The following is a 19,143-nucleotide window of genomic DNA, read 5'->3' as shown; positions in this document are numbered from 1 at the left end:
GCCTCTCGGGACTTTCCCGGGCCCTGACGCGGCATGGCATGCAACTTGTGACAAGACATCACGCGCCGCCTGGCGTGCCTGCGGTTGAGCTGGCCTTGCACAAGGTTGCCGCCGTTCCTGTAGTCAGCGTGGAAGCGCAAACGGAGAACACGACCCCATGGAGACCTTCTACGACGTGATGCGCCGGCAGGGCATTTCGCGGCGCAGCCTGATGAAGTACTGCTCGCTCACCGCCACCTCGCTGGGCCTGGGGCCGGCCTTCGTGCCGCAGATCGCACATGCCATGGAGACCAAGCCGCGCACGCCGGTGCTGTGGCTGCATGGCCTGGAGTGCACCTGCTGCTCCGAGAGCTTCATCCGCAGCGCGCACCCGCTGGCCAAGGACGTGGTGCTGTCGATGATCAGCCTGGACTACGACGACACGCTGATGGCCGCCGCCGGCCACCAGGCCGAGGCCATCCTCGAAGAGATCATGGCCAAGTACAAGGGCAACTACATCCTGGCCGTGGAGGGCAACCCGCCGCTCAACGAGGACGGCATGTTCTGCATCCAGTCGGGCAAGCCCTTCGTCGAGAAGCTCAAGCGCGTGGCCAAGGACAGCAAGGCCATCATCGCCTGGGGCTCGTGCGCCAGCTGGGGCTGCGTGCAGGCCGCCAAGCCCAACCCCACGCAGGCCACGCCGATCCACAAGGTGATCACCGACAAGCCGATCATCAAGGTGCCCGGCTGTCCGCCGATCGCCGAGGTGATGACCGGCGTGATCACCTACATGCTCACCTTCGACCGCATGCCCGAGCTCGACCGCCAGGGCCGGCCGAAGATGTTCTACAGCCAGCGCATCCACGACAAGTGCTATCGCCGGCCGCATTTCGACGCCGGCCAGTTCGTCGAGTCCTTCGACGACGAGGCCGCGCGCAAGGGCTACTGCCTCTACAAGGTGGGCTGCAAGGGCCCGACCAGCTACAACGCCTGCTCCACGGTGCAGTGGAACGAGGGCACCAGCTTCCCGATCAAGGCCGGCCACGGCTGCATCGGCTGCTCGGAAGACGGTTTCTGGGACAAGGGCTCGTTCTACGACCGACTGACCGACATCCACCAGTTCGGCATCGAGGCCAACGCCGACCAGGTGGGCGGCACGGCCGCCGGCGTGGTGGGCGCCGCGGTGGCGGCGCATGCCGCGGTCAGCGCGCTCAAGCGTGTGGCCTCCAAGGACACCGCCGACACCGGCGCCAAGTAGGCGCACCGGCCCCCCGGCTCGAACAGCACTCCCCGGAACCTCCAGGAACATCCAAATGGGCGCGTACGAAACGCAAGGCTTCAAGCTCGACGACAGCGGCAAGCGCATCGTCGTCGATCCCGTCACCCGCATCGAAGGCCACATGCGCTGCGAGGTGAACGTCGACTCCAACAACGTCATCCGCAACGCGGTGAGCACCGGCACGATGTGGCGCGGGCTCGAGGTCATCCTGAAGGGCCGCGATCCGCGCGATGCCTGGGCCTTCGTCGAGCGCATCTGCGGCGTGTGCACCGGCTGCCATGCGCTGACCAGCGTGCGTGCGGTGGAAGACGCGCTGGGCATCAAGATCCCGAAAAACGCGCACCTGATCCGCGAGATCATGGCCAAGACGCTGCAGGTGCATGACCACGCGGTGCACTTCTATCACCTGCATGCGCTCGACTGGGTCGACGTGGTCTCGGCGCTGAAGGCCGATCCCAAGAAGACCAGCGAGCTGCAGCAGATGGTTTCACCGAGTCACCCGATGAGCTCGCCGGGTTACTTCCGCGACATTCAGAACCGGCTGAAGAAGTTCGTGGAAAGTGGACAGCTCGGTCCTTTCATGAACGGCTACTGGGGCAGCAAGGCCTATGTGCTGCCGCCCGAGGCCAACCTGATGGCCGTGACCCACTACCTGGAGGCCCTCGACCTGCAGAAGGAATGGGTCAAGGTGCACACCATCTTCGGTGGCAAGAACCCGCACCCCAACTACCTGGTGGGCGGCGTGCCGTGCGCCATCAACATCGACGGCGATGGCGCTGCCGGTGCCCCGATCAACATGGAGCGGCTGAACTTCGTCGAGGCCCGCATCCGGGAAATGATCGAGTTCAACAACAACGTCTACGTCCCCGACGTGCTGGCCATCGGCACGATCTACAAGCAGGCCGGCTGGCTGCACGGCGGCGGCCTCTCCGCGCTGAACGTGGCCGACTACGGCACCTACGAGAAGGTGTCCTACGACCCCAGCACCCAGCAGCTGCCCGGCGGCGTGATCCTGGGCGGCAACTGGGACAAGATCGAACCGATCGACCCGCGCGACCCCGAGCAGGTGCAGGAGTTCGTCACCCACAGCTGGTACAAGTACGGCGACGAGACCAAGGGCCTGCACCCGTGGGACGGCGTGACCGAGCCGAACTACCAGCTCGGCCCCAAGACCAAGGGCACGCGCACCAACATCCAGCAGCTCGACGAGAGCGCCAAGTACTCGTGGATCAAGAGCCCGCGCTGGCGCGGCCACGCGCTGGAGGTGGGGCCGCTGTCGCGCTACATCCTGGGCTATGCCCATGCGCTCAAGGGCAACAAGTACTGCCAGCGCGTGAAGGAGCAGATCGACAGCTCGGCGGTGGCCATCAACAGCGGCATTCCCAAGGCGCTGGGCCTGCCCGAGACCCAGTACTCGGCCAAGCAGCTGCTGCCCACCACCATCGGCCGCACGCTGGCCCGTGCCCTTGAAAGCCAGTACGCCGCCGAGATGATGCTCGACGACTACAAGGAGCTGGTGGCCAACCTCAAGGCCGGCGACCGCGCCACCGCCAACGTGGAGAAGTGGGATCCCAAGACCTGGCCCAAGGAGGCCAAGGGCGTGGGCACGGTGGCCGCGCCGCGCGGCATGCTGGGCCACTGGATCCGCATCAAGGACGGCCGCATCGAGAACTACCAGTGCGTGGTGCCCACCACCTGGAACGGCAGCCCGCGCGACCACAAGGGCCAGATCGGCGCCTTCGAGGCCAGCCTGATGAACACGCCCATGGTCAACCCCGAGCAGCCGGTGGAGATCCTGCGCACGCTGCACTCGTTTGACCCCTGCCTGGCCTGCTCGACCCACGTGATGAGCGAAGACGGCCGCGAACTCACCACGGTGAAGGTGCGCTGAGCACCGCGCCGCAGGAGACCCCGAACATGAACAACGCCCTTTCCTCCCTGGCCCGCCGGGCCGCGCTGGCGGCCACCGGCCTGGCCGCCAGCGGCGCGGCCCTGGCCCACCCCGGCCACGACGCGCCACCGCTGCATGCCCATGCCGACTGGCTGCTGGGCCTGCTGGCCCTGGCCGGCGTGGGCTGGCTGCTGTGGCGCCTGATCCGCGACCACGACGACACCCCCGCCGCTGACACCCCGGCCCCCGCCCCCGTCGACAGGAGACACACGCGCATGAGCACTTCCGCAACGCCGGATCTGGCATCGGCCACGGGGGTCGACGACGACGCCGTGGCGCATGGCAGCCCCCTCCGCTCGGTCTATGTGTACGAGGCGCCGGTGCGCCTGTGGCACTGGATCAACGCCCTGTGCATCACCGTGCTGGCCATCACCGGCTACTTCATCGGCCAGCCGCTGCCCACCCAGCCGGGCGAGGCCAGCGCCAACTACCTGATGGGCTACATCCGCTTTGCGCACTTTGCCGCCGCCTACCTGTTCGTCGTGGGGCTGCTGGGCCGCATCTACTGGGCCCTGGTGGGCAACCACCATGCGCGCGAGCTGTTCACGCTGCCGATCTTCACGCCGGCCTACTGGCGCGAGGTGCGCACCATGCTCAAGTGGTATGCGTTCCTGATTCCGCAGCCCAGCCAGTATGTGGGCCACAACCCGCTGGCGCGCATGGCCATGTTCTTCGGCTTCTTCCTGTTCTCGGTGTTCATGGTGTTCACCGGCTTCGCGCTGTACGGCGAAGGCGCGCAGGCCGGCTCGTGGCAGGAGCGCCTGTTCGGCTGGGTGATCCCTCTGATGGGCCAGAGCCAGGACGTGCACACCTGGCACCGCATGGGCATGTGGGGCATGCTGATCTTCATCACCGTGCATGTCTACGCCGCCGTCCGCGAAGACATCATGGGCCGCCAGAGCATCGTCAGCACGATGGTCTCGGGCCACCGCACCTTCAAGCGCTGAGCCGGCACCCGGACAGCGCCTGACTTGACCGGACGCTGAAGATGCGCGCCTCGATGCTTCACCCCAGCGGTGTGCCGCGCCGCGCGCCGGTGCATCCGGGGCGCTTTCTGCAGCGCTATGTGCTGGCGCCGATGGCCATCAGCCAGAGCGAGGCCGCGCGGCGCCTGGGCATCAGCCGGCGCCGCGTCAACGAGATCGTGATGGGCCACCGCGCGATGTCGCCCGACACCGCCATCCGCTGCGCCCTGGCGTTCGGCCTGGCCGCCGACGAGTGGCTGGCGCTGCAGGCGCAGTGGGACAGCTACCACGCCTGGAAGCAGCTGCGCCGCCGCCTGGCCCCGGCCACGGCAGCCCACCCGGCACGGCCCGCGGCGCCGTCGCGGCGCCAGGCCCCCGCCCGCTGCGCGGCCTGAGCCGCGCAGCGGGCACTCCCCCCTTCCTCTCCTTTCGCCGACACGTTCACCGCCATGCCTGCCGCCGCCTCTGAAACCGCCTGCCACCCCACCCGTAACACGCCCGCGGCGCGTGCCGACGACAGCATCGTGGTGCTGGGCATCGGCAACGTGCTGTGGGCCGACGAAGGTTTCGGCGTGCGCGCCGTCGAGGCGCTGGACGCGCGCTGGCGCTTTGCCCCGAACGTGCAGCTGGTCGACGGCGGCACCCAGGGCCTGTACCTGATCCAGCATGTGCAGGCCGCGCGCCGGCTGCTGATCCTCGACGCCATCGACTACGGCCTGCCGCCCGGCACGCTCAAGCGGGTGGAGAACGACGAGGTGCCGCGCTTTCTCGGCGCCAAGAAGATGAGCCTGCACCAGACCGGCTTCCAGGAGGTGCTGGCGCTGGCCCGCCTGACCGGCAACTACCCCGACGAGGTGCTGCTGATCGGCTGCCAGCCCGAGGAGCTGGACGACTATGGCGGCAGCCTGCGCCCGGTGGTCAAGGCCGCGCTCGACGAGGCCTTGCAGCAGGCCGTGCAGCGCCTGCGCGAGTGGGGCGCCGAGCCGCAGCCGCGCGAGACCCCGCCGGCCGCCGACGACGCGGTGTGCGTGCCCACGCTGGCGCTGGGCGCCTACGAGGCCGGCCGCCCGGCCGAGGCCCAGGCCTGCCGCATCGGCGACGAGCGTTTCATGGTCAGCGCCGCGGCGGCGGCGGCCCTGATCGCCAGCCAGGGCTGAGCGGCCATGTGCATCGGCATGCCCATGCAGGTGCTGGCCACGCGCGAAGGCTTTGCGCAGGTGGCCGGCCGTGGCGAGCAGCGCGAGGTGAACACCGCGCTGGTCGGCCCGGTGCAGCCGGGCGACTGGCTGCTGGTGTTTCTGGACACCGCACGCGAGTGCATCGACGCCGCACGCGCCGCCGAGGTGGACGCCACGCTCGACCTGGTGCAGGCCGCGATGGCCGGCGTCGCACCCGATCCGCTGCGCGAGCCCGGCTTCAGCCTGCCCTCGGCGATGACCGCCGAGCAGCTGGCGGCGCTGGCCGGTGGCTGAGCCCGGCGCCCACCCACAACCGCCACCCACGCCGGCCATCCGCACCCGTCATCTGCACCCGTCATCCGCAGCGCCACCCACCCACCCACCCACCACCCATCCACCCACCGCCACCATGAGCACCGACACCCTGGACACCCCCACCACCGCCGACGACCCCACCCAAGGCGCCGCGCCACTGGTGCAGCGCCTGGTCAGCCAGCATGGCGCGCGCTGGGTTGGTCGCGGCCAGCTCGAGGCCTTTCTGGCCGAGCCCGGCGACCGCGTGCTGTTTTTCCACGGCGACCCGGTGCGCTTTCCCGAGGTGGTCGATGTGGCCGTGGTGCTGCCCGAGCTGCAGCGCGCGGTGAACGACGGCCGGCCCGGTGGCCGCTTCCAGGTGGGCGTCGTGCCGCGTGCCGACGAAGACGCGCTGGCCGCCCGCTTCGACGTGCAGCGCTGGCCGTCGCTGCTGTTCCTGCGCGACGGGCGCTACGTCACCGTGGTGGCCGGCATGCTCGACTGGACCGACTACGTGGCCCGCGTGCGCGAGGCCCTGGCCCTGCCCACCACGCGCACGCCGGGCGTCGGCATCCGCGTGGCGCGGGCCGATGCGCCGGCCGATGCCGGCGGCTGCCACTGAGCGCCCGCCTGCCCACCTTCAACCGGAGAAGCCGAATGAAACCGCAAGTGCCGAGCAACGCCCAGCGCGCCGGGGGCCAGCCATGAAGCCCTTTCCGATCCCGGTGATCGCCGACCTGCCGCTGGGCATCGGCAGCCACACCGAAGACGAGACGCTCGACTACATCAGCATGCCGCAGGGCATGTCCACCTACCGCGCGCCGCCCCTGCCCGAGCCCGAAGACCTGGCGGGCCACCAGGGTGCGCTGGTGGCGCTGCGCGCGGTGCTGGCCGCGCTGGACCTGCGCCAGGCCGGCGGCACGCCCGCGCCGGTGCTGCTGGCCGGGCTGGCGCCGGCCGACCTGACCCTGATCAACCAGGTGCTCGGCGAAGGCGAGGTCAGCGCCCAGGTGCTGGCCGATCCGGCGCGGCCGGGGCTGGGCCATGCGCGCATCCAGGAGTCGGTGTTTGCCGGCGTGTGGCGCGTGGTCGAGGTCAGCGGCGATGGCCGCGTATTCGACCGCATCGAGGTTGGCGATGCCCCGGCGCTGCTGCGCGAGGCGGCCCGCGCCGACGCCAGCGGCACCGCCGCCGACATGCTGGCCGCGCCCCCCGGCGTGCTGAACGCCCAGCCCATCCTGGTGGAGCTGGAAGACCGCCGCCAGACCTGGCGCCTGGGCCAGCCGGCCCAGGTGGTCAACCTCACGCTGCTGCCGGTGGGCGCCGAGGACATCGCCTTCATCGACCATGTGCTGGGCACCGGCCGGGTGCTGATCCTGTCGCGCGGCTACGGCAACTGCCGCATCACCAACTGCCGCGTGGCCAACACCTGGCGGGTGGTGTACTACAACTCGCAGGACACGGTGATCCTGAACTCGGTGGAGGTGGTCGACCTGCCCGAGGTGGCCTGCGCTGCGCGCGAGGATCTGGAAGACTCGCGCGAGCGCCTGCTCGAGGTGCTCGAGTGGGTGGCGCAATGACCGGCGCCCGAAGCGCCTTCGGCACGCCCCGCCCGGGCGGGCGCCGCCAGCCACCCGGCCAAGCCGGCTGCGCGGCGGCGGCTGGCCTGGCGCCGGCCCGCGCCTGCGGTGGCGCGCAGGGTGGCATGCCATGAGCAACACCTTCGAGGGCAGCTACCTCGGCGACCGCACCCGCCTGCCGGCCGATGCGCGGCTGGAGTGCAAGATCTGCTGGTGGGTGTACGACCCCGCCGAGGGCGATGCGCAATGGCAGATCGCGCCGGGCCTGGCCTTTGCCGATCTGCCCGCGCACTGGCGCTGCCCGCAATGCGATGGCGATGCCGACCAGTTCATGGTGCTCGATCCCCACCCCGACGCGGCTGCGCCGCCTCCCCCCCAGGGGGGCGCCCCCAGTGGCCCGGCAGAGCCGGAGCCACGGCGGCCGCTGGGTTTCGACTGAGCCGGACCGAGTTTTTCTCTGATGGACCCGCAACTGCTCACCCGCCGCGTCGAGGCGCTGGAAAGCGCCTTTCGCCACATTGCGCGCTCGCGCATGGCCGGCGTGCCGATCCTGCACCCCTCGCTGGCGGTGCAGGCGGTGGGCTTTGCGCCGGCCGCGGCGGGGGGCCACAGTGTGGCGCCCGGCCTGGCGCTGGGGGTGCTGATCACGCCCTGGTTCATGAACCTGGTGCAGCTGCCGCTGCACGACGAGGCGGCGCTGGAGCTGCCGCCGCCCGGCCTGAGCCAGGCGCTCGAGATCGGCGCCTGGCGCTTCGACTTCTTTGGCGGCGAGGAGGACGGCCTGGGCCGCTACGCCGCCGCCTCGCTGTTCTCGCCGATGGCCGAGTTTGTCGACCAGGCCGCCGCGGTGGCCACCGCCCGCGAGGTGCTGCTGCAGCTGCGCCCGGTGGCCGCCGCCCCTGGCCGGGTGGCGCCCCAGCCGCGCAGCGCGGCGGCGCCGGCCAGCGCTGCGGTGGCCACCACCGCCACCACCGCCGCCACCGCCGCCACTGCCGCGGAAGCCGCGGCCATGGCCGTGCCCCCCGCAGGCCCACAGGCCGAGCCGGTGCCGGCGCGGCGCGGTTTTCTGTTCGGTCGCCCGGCGGCGGGTGGGGGGCGGCGATGACGCCGGGCCTCGATCTGGCCGGCCGGCTGCTGCTGTGCCCCGGGCCTTGCGCCGCGCCCATCCGCAGCACCCGGCCGCAGGGCCTGCAGCGGGTGGCGCTGGGCCAGCGCGCCGAGCAGCTGCCCACGCTGATGGCCGCCCTGCATGCGCTGTGCGCCCATGCCCACCGCCTGGCCGCGCGCCTGGCGGTGCGCGCCGCGCGCGGCGAGCCCGGCACGCCCACCACCGCCGAGCGCCTGGCGCTGCAGGCCGGCACGGCCCGCGACCAGCTGCTGCGCCTGGCCCACGACTGGCCGCGCCTGCTGCCCGGCGCCGAGCCCTTTGCGCCGGCGCTGGCCGAAGCCTTGCGCAGCTGCCCGCTGTGGCGGCCCGGCACCGCGCCGGCCGCGGCGCTGGCCACGCTGCCCGACTGGCTGGCGCAGCACTGGCTGGGCCAGTCGCCAGCCCGCTGGCTGGCCGCCTGGGCCGACGATCCGCTGGCCTGGCCGGCGCGCTGGGCGCAGCGCCAGCACACGCCACTGGCCCGCCTGCTGGCTGCGCAGCAGGCCGCCACCCAGGCCCTGGCCACCCCGCCGCGGCCCTGGCAGCCGCTGGCCGCGGCCGAAGGCGCCGCGGCCGCGGTGGGCGCGGCGCTGGCCGGCTGGCCGGCCGCGGGCGGCCCTGCTGCGGCGGGCGCGTCTGCCGAGGCTGGCGCATCTGGCGCGGTGGACGCCGCGGGCGCCGACCCCGGCGCCGAGGCCCTGCCCGACACCGGCCCCTGGAGCCGCCACCACGACAGGCTGGCGCCGGCGGCCCACAATGCCTGGATGCGCCTGGTGAGCCGACTCGTCGACCTGCTGCAACTGGCCAGCCCGGCCGGCGCGCCGCATGCGCCCGGCGGGGCCGACTGGCTGGCCGCCGGTGCCGCATCGCCGGCGCCCGGCGAGGGCCTGGCCTGGGTGGAGACGGCGCGCGGCCTGCTGGCCTACCGCGTGGCCCTGGCCGCCGACGACGGCAGCCCGGCCGGCCCGCGCCTGCAGGCCTTGCAGGTGCTGGCGCCCACCGACTGGAACTTCCATCCGCAGGGCGTGCTGGCCCGGGCGCTGCAGGCCCAGGCGGCGGGCGACGCGCCGGCCGCCACGCGCCTGGCCGTGGCCTTCGACCCCTGCGTGGCCTTCACCGTGGCCGCCGCCGCGCTGCCCGCCCACCCGCACGAGGCCCAGCATGCATGAGATGAGCCTGGCCGGCGGTGTGCTGAAGGTGGTGGAAGACGCCGCCGCGCGCGAGCACTTCGCGCGCGTCAAGCGGCTCACGCTGGCGGCGGGCGCGCTGTCGGGCGTGGAGGTGCGGGCGCTGCGTTTTGCGCTCGACGCCATCGCCCCGGGCACCTGCCTGGACGGCGCCGAGATCGAGATCCTCGAGCCGCCGGCCCAGGCCTGGTGCCTGCCCTGCGCGGCCAGCGTGCCCATCCGCTCGCGCCTGGACGCCTGCCCGCACTGCGGCAGCCACCAGATCCAGCCCACCAGCGGCACCGATCTCACGGTGCACGAGCTGATCGTGCACGACGAGCCACTTTCCACCGCAGCCCCAGCGCGGCTGCCACAGCAGGAGACCTGAAGCATGTGTGTCGTTTGCGGATGCGCCGCCACCGGCCAGGCCGGCCATGATCACGATCACGATCACGATCACGGTCATGGTCATGGTCACAGCCATGACCACCCCGCCGGCCACGCGGCCGCCCCGGCCCACGGCCCGGCGGTGGCCGCCAACGGCGATCTGCACTACGGCGCCGGCCAGGCCCGGGTGTCGGTGCCGGGCATGAGCCAGACCCGCGCGATCCAGCTCGAGACCCATGTGCTGGGCGAGAACAACCGCCTGGCGGCGCTCAACCGCGCGCACTTCGCCGGCCATGGCATCGCGGCCTACAACCTGGTGTCCAGCCCCGGCTCGGGCAAGACCACGCTGCTGTGCGCCACCATCCAGGCGCTGCAGCAGCGCGCACCGCAGCTGCCGGTGGCGGTGATCGAGGGCGACCAGCAGACCAGCCACGATGCCGACCGCATCCGCGCCACCGGCGCGCCGGCGATCCAGGTCAACACCGGCAAGGGCTGCCACCTCGACGCGCAGATGGTGGCCGAAGCCTTCGGGCGGCTGCCGCTGCATGACCACGCGCACGGTCACGCACACGGGCGCGCCCATGAACATGCGCACGACCACGGCCACGGCCACGCGCCGGCCATCCTGTTCATCGAGAACGTCGGCAACCTGGTGTGCCCCGCGATGTGGGATCTGGGCGAGCGCGCCAAGGTGGCCATCCTGTCGGTCACCGAGGGCGAGGACAAGCCGCTCAAGTACCCCGACATGTTTGCCGCCGCGCGCCTGATGGTGCTCAACAAGGTGGATCTGCTGCCGCACCTGGATTTCGATGTGGCGCGCTGCATCGCGTATGCCCGCCGCGTGAACCCCGGCATCGAGGTGCTGCTGGTCTCTGCCACGAGCGGTGCCGGCATGGACGCCTGGCTCGACTGGCTGCTCGACGCCGACGGCAGCGCCCCGTCCGCTGCACCGCCGACCGATGCCGACACCAAGGCCGGCACCGAGGCCGCACTGCGCCAGCGCATCGCCGAGCTGGAAGCCCGGCTGGCCACGCTGGACGCTGCGGGCAGCGCGCGCTGAAGCGCGCGCCCCTGCCGCCACCTCGCCGCCGCAACGCCGCCACCATGACCGCGCCGCTCACCCAGACCACGCTGCCCGCGCCCACCCCGGCACGGGTGCTGGCCTGCGGCGCCTTTCTCAAGAACACCGCCTGCCTGATCGAGCCCGACGGCAACGGCGGCACGCGGGTGTGGTGGTCGCCGCTGCACGACGACCTGGGCACGCCCGCGGCCTGTGCGGCGCTGCAGGCCTCGGTGGCCGCGCTGGTGGCGGCCGCCGGTGGCCCCATCGCCGCCGTGGCCCACGACCTGCACCCCGATTTCCACAGCACCCAGGTGGCGGCCGCCTGGGCCCAGCGCCTGGGCGTGCCGGCGCTGGCGGTGCAGCACCACCATGCCCACATCGCCGTGGTGCAGGCCGAGCTGGGCCTGGGCGATCACACGCCGCTGATCGGCCTGGCCCTCGATGGCGTGGGCCATGGCAGCGATGGCACGGCCTGGGGCGGTGAGCTGCTGCGCGTGCAGCACGGCCGCATGTGGCGCCTGGCCCACCTGCCGCTGCTGCCGCTGCCCGGCGGTGATGCCGCGGCGCGCGAGCCCTGGCGCCTGGCCGCCGCGGTGTGGCACCGCGCCGGCCGCGCGGCCGAGATCGTGCCGCGCCTGGGCGCCGCGGTGGGCGAGGCCGCCGCCCGCGGCGTGGCCCAGCTGCTGGCGCGTGACCTGCGCTGCCCGCGCAGCAGCGGTGCCGGCCGCTGGTTCGACGCCGCGGCCGGCGTGCTGGGCCTGAGCCTGCACCAGGCCCACGAGGCCGAGGCCGCCATCGCGCTGGAGCAGGCCGCCACGGCCTGGCTGCAGGGGCATGCCGACCCGGTGCTGCCGGCGCCTTCGCTCGACCTGTGGCCGCTGCTGATCGCGCTGCTCGACGAGGCCGACGCCGGCCGCGGCGCCGCGCGCTTTCACCTGGCCCTGGCCGAGGGCCTGGTGCAGGCCGCGGCCCAGGCTGCCGCCCAGGCATCGTTGCCAGGCCAGCCGGCCCGCGTGGTGCTGGGCGGCGGCTGCTTCTTCAATCGCCTGCTGAGCCAGCGCGTCAGCGCCGGCCTGCAGGCCCACGGCCTGTCGGTGCACCGGCCGGTCCACGTGGGTTGCGGCGATGCCGGCCTGGCGCTGGGCCAGGCCTGGGCCGCGGCGCTGCAATGCGCGGCCACAGCCACGTTCGAAGGGGGCGGGCCGGGCGCCGGGCCGCTCCCCAGCCGGCCCGCCCACCCGCCCGGCGGGTGGCGGCGCGTACCCGCGACGCCGGGTCCCCCCATCTGAAAGCCTGAACCCATGTGCCTCGCCCTGCCCGCCCGTGTGCTGGCGCTGCTGTCTGCCGACGAGGCCGTCGTCGAGCTCGGTGGCGTGAAGAAGACCGTGTCGATGGCGCTCACCCCCGAGGCCACGGTGGGCGACTACGTCATCGTGCACGTGGGCCATGCCATCGGCCTGCTCGATGCGCTGGAGGCCGAGCGCACGCTGGCGCTGTTTGCCGAGATGGCGGCCGCCGGTGATGCCGCGGCGGCCGCGGCGCAGGCCCAGGCCGCTGCCCCGGGAGGCGGCGCATGAAGTACGTGGACGAGTTTCGCGACGGCGCCGTGGCCCGCGGCCTGGCCGCCGCCATCGCCGCCGAGCTGCAGCCGGATCGGCGCTACAGCTTCATGGAGTTCTGCGGCGGCCACACCCATGCCATCGCGCGTTACGGCGTGGCCGAGCTGCTGCCGCCCCAGGTGCGCATGATCCACGGCCCCGGCTGCCCGGTGTGCGTGCTGCCGATCGGCCGCATCGACCAGGCCATTCAGATGGCGCTGGACCAGGGGGCCATCGTCGCCACCTATGGCGACACGATGCGCGTGCCGGCCAGCCAGAGCCTCAGCCTGATGAAGGCCAAGGCCCGCGGCGCCGACATCCGCATGGTGTATTCGGCCGCCGATGCGCTGAAGCTCGCGCGCCAGAACCCGCAGCGCGAGGTGGTGTTTTTTGCCATCGGCTTCGAGACCACCACGCCGCCCACCGCGCTGGCCCTGCGCCAGGCGGCCAGGGAAGACCTGCCCAACTTCAGCGTGCTGTGCTGCCATGTGCTCACGCCCAGCGCCATCACCCACATCCTCGAGTCGGCCGAGGTGCGCCAGTACGGCACGGTGCCGATCGACGGCTTCGTCGGCCCGGCGCATGTCAGCATCATCATCGGCTCGGGGCCCTACGAGCACTTTGCCGAGGAGTACCGCAAGCCGGTGGTCATTGCCGGCTTCGAGCCGCTGGACGTGATGCAGGCCGTGCTGATGCTGGTGCGCCAGGTCAACCAGGGCCGCGCGGTGGTGGAAAACGAGTTCACCCGCGCCGTCACGCGCGAGGGCAACCTGGCCGCCCAGGCCGCGGTGGCCGAGGTCTTCGAGCTGCGCGAGCGCTTTGAGTGGCGTGGCCTGGGCGAGGTGCCCTACAGCGCGCTGAAGATCCGCCCGGCCTACGCCCGCTTTGATGCCGAGCTGCGTTTCGGCCTGGGCTACACCCCCGTGCCCGACCACAAGAAGTGCGAGTGCGGCGCCATCCTGCGCGGCGTCAAGCGGCCCACCGACTGCACGCTGTTCGGCACGGTGTGCACGCCCGAGAACCCGATGGGCTCGTGCATGGTGTCGTCCGAGGGCGCCTGCGCGGCGCACTACTCGTATGGCCGGTTCCGTGACATTCCCGTGGTGAGCGTGCCAGCATGAGCGCCGCCGCCCGGCCGCCCGAAGGCGGCGCGTTTCCTCCCTCGGGGAGGTGGTCACGCAGTGACCGGAGGGCAACATGAGCGTCAAGCCAAACTACATCCGCCCCATCGACTTCAAGCACGGCCGGGTGGACATGAACCACGGCGCCGGTGGCCGGGCCGGCGCGCAGCTGATCGAGGAGCTGTTCGCCCGCGCCTTCGACAACCCGGCGCTGCGCCAGGGCGACGATGGCGCGGCGCTCGACATGCCGGCCGGGCACCGCCTGGTGATGGCCACCGATGGCCACGTGATCTCGCCGCTGGAGTTTCCGGGCGGCGACATCGGCTGCCTGTCGGTGCACGGCACGCTCAACGATGTGGCGATGATGGGCGCGCAGCCGCTGTACCTGGCGGCCAGCTTCATCCTCGAAGAAGGCTTTGCGCTGGCCGAGCTGAAGCGCATCGTCGAGTCGATGGCCGCGGCCGCGCGCGATGCCGGCGTGCCCATCGTCACCGGCGACACCAAGGTGGTCGAGCGCGGCAAGGGCGACGGCGTGTTCATCGCCACCACCGGGGTTGGCGCGCTGCCGGCCGGGCGGCGCATCGGCGGCGCCCAGGCGCGGGCGGGCGATGTGGTGCTGCTGTCGGGCAGCATCGGTGAGCATGGCGTGGCGGTGCTGTCGCAGCGCGAGTCGCTCGAGTTCGAAACCGCCATCGTCAGCGACACCGCGGCGCTGCACGGCCTGGTGGCGCAGTTGCTGGCGGCCGTGCCCGAGGGCGCGGTGCACACGCTGCGCGACCCCACGCGCGGCGGCCTGGCCACCACGCTCAACGAGATCGCGCGCCAGTGCGGCGCCGGCATGCTGCTGCACGAGGCCGACATCCCGGTGCAGCCGCAGGTCGAGGCGGCCTGCGAGCTGCTGGGGCTGGACCCGCTGTACATCGCCAACGAGGGCAAGCTGGTGGCCATCGTGGCGCCCGAACATGCCGCGGCCGCACTGGCCGCGCTGCAGGCCCATCCGCTGGGCCGCGCCGCCACCCGGATCGGGGTGGTGCAGGAGGATCCTCATGGCTTCGTGCAGATGTGCACTCGTTTCGGCGGTCGGCGTGTGGTCGACTGGCTCAGCGGTGAACCCCTGCCGCGCATCTGCTGAGCCATCGGCCCGTCCCATCCAGGGGAGCAAGAAAAACCCTCACCATGAGCGGCACGCTGTACCGAAAGACCGACGCCGGTGTCGACGAGATGGCCACGCGCCGCAACGGGCTCGACCCGCGTGCGCGGGCTTTGCTGATCCTGTGCAACGGCAGCAACAGCGTGGCCCTGCTCACTGAACGCATCGGCCCGCCCACCGCCGGGCTGCTGCAGCAGCTGCGCGCCATGGGCCTGATCGAGGCCCTGGTGCCGGCGGCGCCGGCCGCTGTCGATGCCGGGCCGCCGGCCGGCCGCCTGGCCACCCCCCGCGCGGCGCCGGCCGTGGCCCGCCCGGCGCTGGCCGTGCCCGCGGTGACCGGGGCCGTCGACACGCTGCGCCGCGCCTGGCGCGTATTGCCGCGCCTGGGCGAGGTGCTGGCCGCCGAGCGCGCCGCCCGCGCGCCCGCGCCGGCGCTGCAGTTCAGCGTGGCCGAGGCCGATCTGGCCGCCACGCGGCAGCGCGCGGTGGCGATGGTCGAGGCCTTGTGGGGCCCCGGCGGCGGCGACCGCGTGCTGCCAGTGCGCCGCGCCGCCCAAGCCGACGAGCTGGCCCAGGTGCTGCGCGGCCTGCACGATGCGGCGGTGGTGTTCCAGGGCCGCAAGCGCGCCGATGCGCTGATGCGGCAGGTGCTGGGCGAGCCGGCCGCGGGCCCTGGCCCAGGCGGCGAGACCGCCTGGCCCGAATCCCGGCTGCCGCCGGATTGACGGCCACCCGCCGCACCGCTGCCGCATGCTCTGGACCCCGCCCACCAATCCGGCCGCCGCCCGCCATGGCGCGGCGCCGGCTGACCTGGCCGCCGCGTCGGCCGTTGTCGATGTCGGGGCCGATGCCGGTGCCACATCCCGCCCGCTGCGCATCCTGCTGCTGGCGCATGCCTTCAACAGCCTCACCCAGCGCCTGCACGTGGCCTTGCGCGCCGCCGGGCACCAGGTGAGCGTGGAGCTCGACATCGCCGATGCCGTCACCGAAGAGGCGGTGGCCCTGGCCGACCCCGACGTGCTGATCGCGCCGTTCCTGAAGCGCCGCATCCCCGAGGCGGTGTGGCGCCAGCGGGTGTGCCTGGTGGTGCATCCGGGCCCGCCGGGCGACCGCGGCCCCTCGGCGCTGGACTGGGCGCTGCTGCGCCAGCGCCCGCCGCCGGTTGCCGGCCCGGTGGCCGCCGCGCCCGACCGGCCGCTGGGGCCGGACATGGCGGCGCCGCTGTCATGGGGCGTCACGGTGCTGCAGGCCACGGCCGATTTCGACGCCGGGCGGGTGTGGGCCTGGCAGGCCTTCGCCGTGCGGCCCGAGGCCACCAAGGCCAGCCTGTACCGGCACGAGGTGGTGCAGGCCGCCACCCGTGCCACGCTGGCCGCGCTGCAGCGCTGGCGGCCCGGCAGCCTGGCACCGGCCGCGCTGGCCCGGCCGCTGGCCGAGCCGGCGCAGCGCACCGGCTGGCAGCCGCTGGTCACGCGTGCGATGCGCCAGATCGACTGGGCACGCTGCACCGCCGATACCGTGCTGCGCCTGGTGCGCAGCGCCGATGGCGCGCCCGGCGCGGCGGCGCAGCTGCTGGGCCAGCCGGTGCGCCTGTTCGATGCCCAGGCCGCCACCATGGCCGAATGCGCCGCGGCGCGTGGCGCGGCAGCGGGCAGCGTGCTGGCCCGCCGCGGCCCGGCCCTGCTGCTGCGCTGCGCCGATGGCCCGGCCGGCCCGGGGGCGGTGTGGATCGGCCAGGTGCGGCGCGACAGCGCGGCGGCCGCCGCGTCGGCCTCGACGGTGGCGCCCCTGAAGCTGGCCGCCACGCTGGCCTTTGCCGCCGAGGCTGCTGCGCTGCCCGAGTGGCCGGTGCCGCTGATGCGCCAGGCCGCGGCAGCGGCCACGCCGCAGGGCGGCGACCTGGCCGGCGGTGCCGGCGCCTGGGACGAGCTGCACTACAGCGAGTTCGGCCCGCCACGCGCCCGCGTGGGCTGGCTCGAGTTCAACTTCCACAACGGCGCCATGGGCGAGCGCGCCTGCCGCCGGCTGGTCGAGGCGCTGCGCTGGGCGCGTGGCCGCGACACCCAGGTGCTGGTGCTGGCCGGTGGCGCCGATTTCTTCAGCAACGGCATCCACCTGCACGAGATCGAACACGCCGCCAGCGTGGCCGGCGACAGCGCTGCCGAGGCCTCGCTGCGCGCCATCGAGGCCATCGACGACGTGGCGCTCGAGATCCTCACGCTGACCGACCGGCTCAGCGTGGCCGCGCTGCGCGGCAATGCCGGTGCCGGTGGCTGCTTTCTGGCGCTGGCCGCCGACCGGGTGTGGGCGCACGAAGGCGTGGTGCTGAACCCGCACTACAAGAACATGGGCAACCTCTACGGCAGCGAATACTGGACCTACACGCTGCCGCGCCGCATCGGCGCCGAGGCGGCACGGGCGCTGATGCAGGGCCGGCTGCCGCTGGGTGCGGCGCAGGCCGCGGCACAGGGGCTGATCGACGACTGCTTCGGCGCCGACCGCGAGGCCTTCGAGCCGCAGCTGGCCGCCGCCGCGCTGGCGCTGGCCGGGGCGCCCGACTGGCCGGCCCGGGTGCAGGCCAAGCAGGCCGAGCGCGCTGCTGACGAAGCCCGGCGCCCGCTGGCCGCCTACCGCGCCGACGAGCTGGCGCAGATGCGGCGCAACTTCTTCGGCTTCGACCCCAGCTACCATGTCGCGCGCCACCACTTCGTGCACCGCAAGCCCCACGCCTGGACGCCACGCCACCTGGCCACGCACCGCCGATGAACGCCCCCGATCCGCTCGCGCCCCTTGACCAGGCCGGGCCTGCCGAGCTGACCGACCCGCAGCTGCCCTGCGTGCTGGTGGTCGACGACGAGGTGCGCTCGCAGGAGGCCATGCGCCGCACGCTGGAAGAAGACTTCCAGGTGCTCACCGCCAGCGATGCCGCCGCCGCGCGCGCGCTGCTCGAGCGCCACCGCGTGGCCGTGATCCTGTGCGACCAGCGCATGCCCGGCCAGAGCGGGGTCGACTTTCTGAAAGACGTGCGTGCGCAGTGGCCCGAGGTGGTGCGGGTGGTGATCTCGGGCTACGCCGACAGCGAAGACATCATTGCCGGCGTCAACGAGGCCGGCATCTACCAGTACGTGCTCAAGCCCTGGGTGCCCGAGCACCTGCTGGGCACGGTGCGCAGCGCGGTCGAGGCCAGCACCCTGCAGCAGGGCCTGCACCGGCTGGAGATCGACCTGCGCGCCGGCACGCCCGTCTTGCGCGCCCGCCTGGGCGAGAAGCTGCGCCAGGCGCGCAGCGTGTTCGATTTCGAGCGCATCGTGCGCGCGCCGGGCAGCCCGCTGGACGCCGTGTGCAGCATGGCCGAGCGCGTGGCGCGGCACGATTTGTCGGTGCTGGTGCTGGGCGAATCGGGCACCGGCAAGGAGCTGATGGCGCGCGCCATCCACTATGCGAGCCCGCGCGCCAGCAAGCCCTTCGTGGTGGAGAACTGCGCCGCCATCCCCGACACCCTGCTCGAGAGCGAGCTGTTCGGCCACAAGCGCGGCGCCTTCACCGGCGCGGTGGAAGACCATGTGGGCCTGATCCAGCGCGCCGACGGCGGCACGCTGTTCCTCGATGAAGTGGGCGAGACCTCGCCGCTGTTCCAGGTCAAGCTGCTGCGCGTGCTGCAGGAGGGCGAGCTGCGCCCGGTGGGCAGCACGCGCACCGTGCCGGTGGACGTGCGCATCATCGCCGCCACCCACCGCCAGCTGGAAGACGAGGTGCGCGCCGGGCGCTTCCGCGAAGACCTGTACTACCGCCTGGCGGGCGTCACGCTGCAGATGCCGCCGCTGCGCCAGCGCCCGGGCGACATCGCCCCCATCGCCGAGCGCGTATTGGCCGATGTGTGCCGCGAGCTGGGCCTGCCCGCGGCGCGTTTCGACGACGACGCCCGTGCCGTGCTGATGGGCTACCCCTGGCCCGGCAACATCCGCGAGCTGCGCAACGAGATCGCGCGCGCGCTGGCGCTGCGCGATCCCGGCGCCGATGCCACGCTGCTGCAGGCCACCGATTTCTCCACCAAGCTGCTGCAGGGCCAGACCGGCCGCGCCACCGCCGGCACGCCGGCCGAGGCGCTGGCGGCCGGCGCCGCCCAGGGCACCTTGCAGGACCGGCTGGACGCCATCGAGGCCATGCTGCTGCGCGAGGTGATGCTGCGCCACCGCTGGAACAAGACCCGCGCCGCGGCCGAGCTGGGCCTGTCGCGCGTGGGCCTGCGCGCCAAGCTGCTGCGCTTCGGCCTGGTGACATGACC

20 protein-coding genes are annotated in these 19,143 nt (G+C 73.0%); all 20 read left to right on the top strand.

What is annotated here, in order from left to right; genetic code table 11:
- Positions 1-157 precede the first annotated feature (157 nt).
- The 20 genes from N4G63_RS00315 (at position 158) to N4G63_RS00220 (ending at position 19,141) form a co-directional block, all read left to right on the top strand.
- Entirely contained in the window at positions 158-1,237 is a 1,080-nt protein-coding gene (locus tag N4G63_RS00315; protein ID WP_260789463.1) for a hydrogenase small subunit, read from the top strand.
- Between the two features lie 55 nt (positions 1,238-1,292).
- The gene (locus tag N4G63_RS00310; RefSeq protein WP_314599202.1) at positions 1,293-3,149 is read left to right on the top strand and encodes a nickel-dependent hydrogenase large subunit; all 1,857 of its coding nucleotides are present in this window, start codon (positions 1,293-1,295) and stop codon (positions 3,147-3,149) included.
- 275 nt (positions 3,150-3,424) lie between these two features.
- Positions 3,425-4,156, top strand: a complete 732-nt coding sequence (cybH, locus tag N4G63_RS00305) for a Ni/Fe-hydrogenase, b-type cytochrome subunit (RefSeq protein ID WP_260789556.1) — start codon at positions 3,425-3,427, stop codon at positions 4,154-4,156.
- A 41-nt stretch (positions 4,157-4,197) separates the two neighbouring features.
- The gene (locus tag N4G63_RS00300) at positions 4,198-4,569 is read left to right on the top strand and encodes a HigA family addiction module antitoxin (RefSeq protein ID WP_260789464.1); all 372 of its coding nucleotides are present in this window, start codon (positions 4,198-4,200) and stop codon (positions 4,567-4,569) included.
- A 54-nt stretch (positions 4,570-4,623) separates the two neighbouring features.
- On the top strand, positions 4,624-5,331 hold the full coding sequence (locus N4G63_RS00295; protein ID WP_314599201.1) for a HyaD/HybD family hydrogenase maturation endopeptidase: 708 nt from the start codon (positions 4,624-4,626) through the stop codon (positions 5,329-5,331).
- A gap of 6 nt (positions 5,332-5,337) precedes the next feature.
- Entirely contained in the window at positions 5,338-5,646 is a 309-nt protein-coding gene (locus tag N4G63_RS00290; RefSeq protein WP_260789466.1) for a HypC/HybG/HupF family hydrogenase formation chaperone, read from the top strand.
- Between the two features lie 115 nt (positions 5,647-5,761).
- Complete coding sequence (locus N4G63_RS00285; protein ID WP_260789467.1) at positions 5,762-6,268, top strand: thioredoxin domain-containing protein; 507 nt, start codon at positions 5,762-5,764, stop codon at positions 6,266-6,268.
- An 82-nt stretch (positions 6,269-6,350) separates the two neighbouring features.
- Positions 6,351-7,226, top strand: a complete 876-nt coding sequence (locus tag N4G63_RS00280; RefSeq protein WP_260789468.1) for a hydrogenase expression/formation protein — start codon at positions 6,351-6,353, stop codon at positions 7,224-7,226.
- A 130-nt stretch (positions 7,227-7,356) separates the two neighbouring features.
- The gene (locus N4G63_RS00275; protein WP_260789469.1) at positions 7,357-7,665 is read left to right on the top strand and encodes a rubredoxin; all 309 of its coding nucleotides are present in this window, start codon (positions 7,357-7,359) and stop codon (positions 7,663-7,665) included.
- A gap of 21 nt (positions 7,666-7,686) precedes the next feature.
- Complete coding sequence (gene hybE, locus N4G63_RS00270) at positions 7,687-8,331, top strand: [NiFe]-hydrogenase assembly chaperone HybE (RefSeq protein ID WP_314599200.1); 645 nt, start codon at positions 7,687-7,689, stop codon at positions 8,329-8,331.
- Positions 8,328-9,542: a hypothetical protein gene (locus N4G63_RS00265; protein ID WP_314599199.1), complete on the top strand. Its 1,215-nt coding sequence runs from the start codon at positions 8,328-8,330 to the stop codon at positions 9,540-9,542. Before hybE ends, N4G63_RS00265 begins: the two co-directional genes overlap by 4 nt.
- A complete protein-coding gene (locus tag N4G63_RS00260) occupies positions 9,535-9,927 on the top strand; it encodes a hydrogenase maturation nickel metallochaperone HypA/HybF (protein WP_260789471.1) in 393 nt (130 codons plus the stop codon). The genes N4G63_RS00265 and N4G63_RS00260 overlap by 8 nt, the downstream gene beginning before the upstream one ends.
- 3 nt (positions 9,928-9,930) lie before the next feature.
- The gene (hypB, locus tag N4G63_RS00255; protein WP_260789472.1) at positions 9,931-10,986 is read left to right on the top strand and encodes a hydrogenase nickel incorporation protein HypB; all 1,056 of its coding nucleotides are present in this window, start codon (positions 9,931-9,933) and stop codon (positions 10,984-10,986) included.
- A 44-nt stretch (positions 10,987-11,030) separates the two neighbouring features.
- A complete protein-coding gene (locus N4G63_RS00250) occupies positions 11,031-12,278 on the top strand; it encodes a Kae1-like domain-containing protein (protein ID WP_314599198.1) in 1,248 nt (415 codons plus the stop codon).
- A gap of 12 nt (positions 12,279-12,290) precedes the next feature.
- Complete coding sequence (locus tag N4G63_RS00245; RefSeq protein WP_260789474.1) at positions 12,291-12,566, top strand: HypC/HybG/HupF family hydrogenase formation chaperone; 276 nt, start codon at positions 12,291-12,293, stop codon at positions 12,564-12,566.
- Positions 12,563-13,708 carry a hydrogenase formation protein HypD gene (gene hypD / locus N4G63_RS00240; protein ID WP_260789475.1) on the top strand — a complete coding sequence of 382 codons (1,146 nt, stop codon included), beginning with the start codon at positions 12,563-12,565 and terminating at the stop codon, positions 13,706-13,708. Before N4G63_RS00245 ends, hypD begins: the two co-directional genes overlap by 4 nt.
- Positions 13,709-13,784: 76 nt before the next feature.
- Positions 13,785-14,840: a hydrogenase expression/formation protein HypE gene (gene hypE / locus N4G63_RS00235; protein WP_260789476.1), complete on the top strand. Its 1,056-nt coding sequence runs from the start codon at positions 13,785-13,787 to the stop codon at positions 14,838-14,840.
- Between the two features lie 44 nt (positions 14,841-14,884).
- Positions 14,885-15,583, top strand: coding sequence for a hypothetical protein (locus N4G63_RS00230; RefSeq protein WP_260789477.1), 699 nt, complete (start codon positions 14,885-14,887; stop codon positions 15,581-15,583).
- Positions 15,584-15,608: 25 nt separating this feature from the next.
- Positions 15,609-17,624 (top strand): enoyl-CoA hydratase-related protein, encoded by a 2,016-nt coding sequence (locus N4G63_RS00225; RefSeq protein ID WP_314599197.1) that lies wholly within the window; start codon positions 15,609-15,611, stop codon positions 17,622-17,624.
- Complete coding sequence (locus N4G63_RS00220; RefSeq protein WP_260789478.1) at positions 17,621-19,141, top strand: sigma-54-dependent transcriptional regulator; 1,521 nt, start codon at positions 17,621-17,623, stop codon at positions 19,139-19,141. Before N4G63_RS00225 ends, N4G63_RS00220 begins: the two co-directional genes overlap by 4 nt.
- The last annotated feature ends 2 nt before the right edge of the window (positions 19,142-19,143 follow it).

The sequence above is a fragment of the Aquabacterium sp. OR-4 genome, assembly GCF_025290835.2.
Classification (GTDB): Bacteria; Pseudomonadota; Gammaproteobacteria; order Burkholderiales; family Burkholderiaceae_C; genus Pseudaquabacterium.
Note: the sequence above shows the minus strand (reverse complement) of the source record. Positions and strands in the feature narration are given on the sequence as shown.

Bases quoted from the DNA above. Each gene is read 5' to 3' on its own strand.
- hypE (WP_260789476.1), top strand. From the start codon at position 13,785: ATGAGCGTCAAGCCAAACTACATCCGCCCCATCGACTTCAAGCACGGC.
- N4G63_RS00290 (WP_260789466.1), top strand. From the start codon at position 5,338: ATGTGCATCGGCATGCCCATGCAGGTGCTGGCCACGCGCGAAGGCTTT.
- N4G63_RS00315 (WP_260789463.1), top strand. From the start codon at position 158: ATGGAGACCTTCTACGACGTGATGCGCCGGCAGGGCATTTCGCGGCGC.
- N4G63_RS00295 (WP_314599201.1), top strand. From the start codon at position 4,624: ATGCCTGCCGCCGCCTCTGAAACCGCCTGCCACCCCACCCGTAACACG.
- cybH (WP_260789556.1), top strand. From the start codon at position 3,425: ATGAGCACTTCCGCAACGCCGGATCTGGCATCGGCCACGGGGGTCGAC.
- N4G63_RS00260 (WP_260789471.1), top strand. From the start codon at position 9,535: ATGCATGAGATGAGCCTGGCCGGCGGTGTGCTGAAGGTGGTGGAAGAC.
- N4G63_RS00230 (WP_260789477.1), top strand. From the start codon at position 14,885: ATGAGCGGCACGCTGTACCGAAAGACCGACGCCGGTGTCGACGAGATG.
- N4G63_RS00250 (WP_314599198.1), top strand. From the start codon at position 11,031: ATGACCGCGCCGCTCACCCAGACCACGCTGCCCGCGCCCACCCCGGCA.
- N4G63_RS00310 (WP_314599202.1), top strand. From the start codon at position 1,293: ATGGGCGCGTACGAAACGCAAGGCTTCAAGCTCGACGACAGCGGCAAG.
- N4G63_RS00220 (WP_260789478.1), top strand. From the start codon at position 17,621: ATGAACGCCCCCGATCCGCTCGCGCCCCTTGACCAGGCCGGGCCTGCC.
- N4G63_RS00225 (WP_314599197.1), top strand. From the start codon at position 15,609: ATGCTCTGGACCCCGCCCACCAATCCGGCCGCCGCCCGCCATGGCGCG.
- N4G63_RS00280 (WP_260789468.1), top strand. From the start codon at position 6,351: ATGAAGCCCTTTCCGATCCCGGTGATCGCCGACCTGCCGCTGGGCATC.
- hypD (WP_260789475.1), top strand. From the start codon at position 12,563: ATGAAGTACGTGGACGAGTTTCGCGACGGCGCCGTGGCCCGCGGCCTG.
- N4G63_RS00245 (WP_260789474.1), top strand. From the start codon at position 12,291: ATGTGCCTCGCCCTGCCCGCCCGTGTGCTGGCGCTGCTGTCTGCCGAC.
- N4G63_RS00300 (WP_260789464.1), top strand. From the start codon at position 4,198: ATGCGCGCCTCGATGCTTCACCCCAGCGGTGTGCCGCGCCGCGCGCCG.
- hypB (WP_260789472.1), top strand. From the start codon at position 9,931: ATGTGTGTCGTTTGCGGATGCGCCGCCACCGGCCAGGCCGGCCATGAT.
- N4G63_RS00285 (WP_260789467.1), top strand. From the start codon at position 5,762: ATGAGCACCGACACCCTGGACACCCCCACCACCGCCGACGACCCCACC.
- N4G63_RS00265 (WP_314599199.1), top strand. From the start codon at position 8,328: ATGACGCCGGGCCTCGATCTGGCCGGCCGGCTGCTGCTGTGCCCCGGG.
- hybE (WP_314599200.1), top strand. From the start codon at position 7,687: ATGGACCCGCAACTGCTCACCCGCCGCGTCGAGGCGCTGGAAAGCGCC.
- N4G63_RS00275 (WP_260789469.1), top strand. From the start codon at position 7,357: ATGAGCAACACCTTCGAGGGCAGCTACCTCGGCGACCGCACCCGCCTG.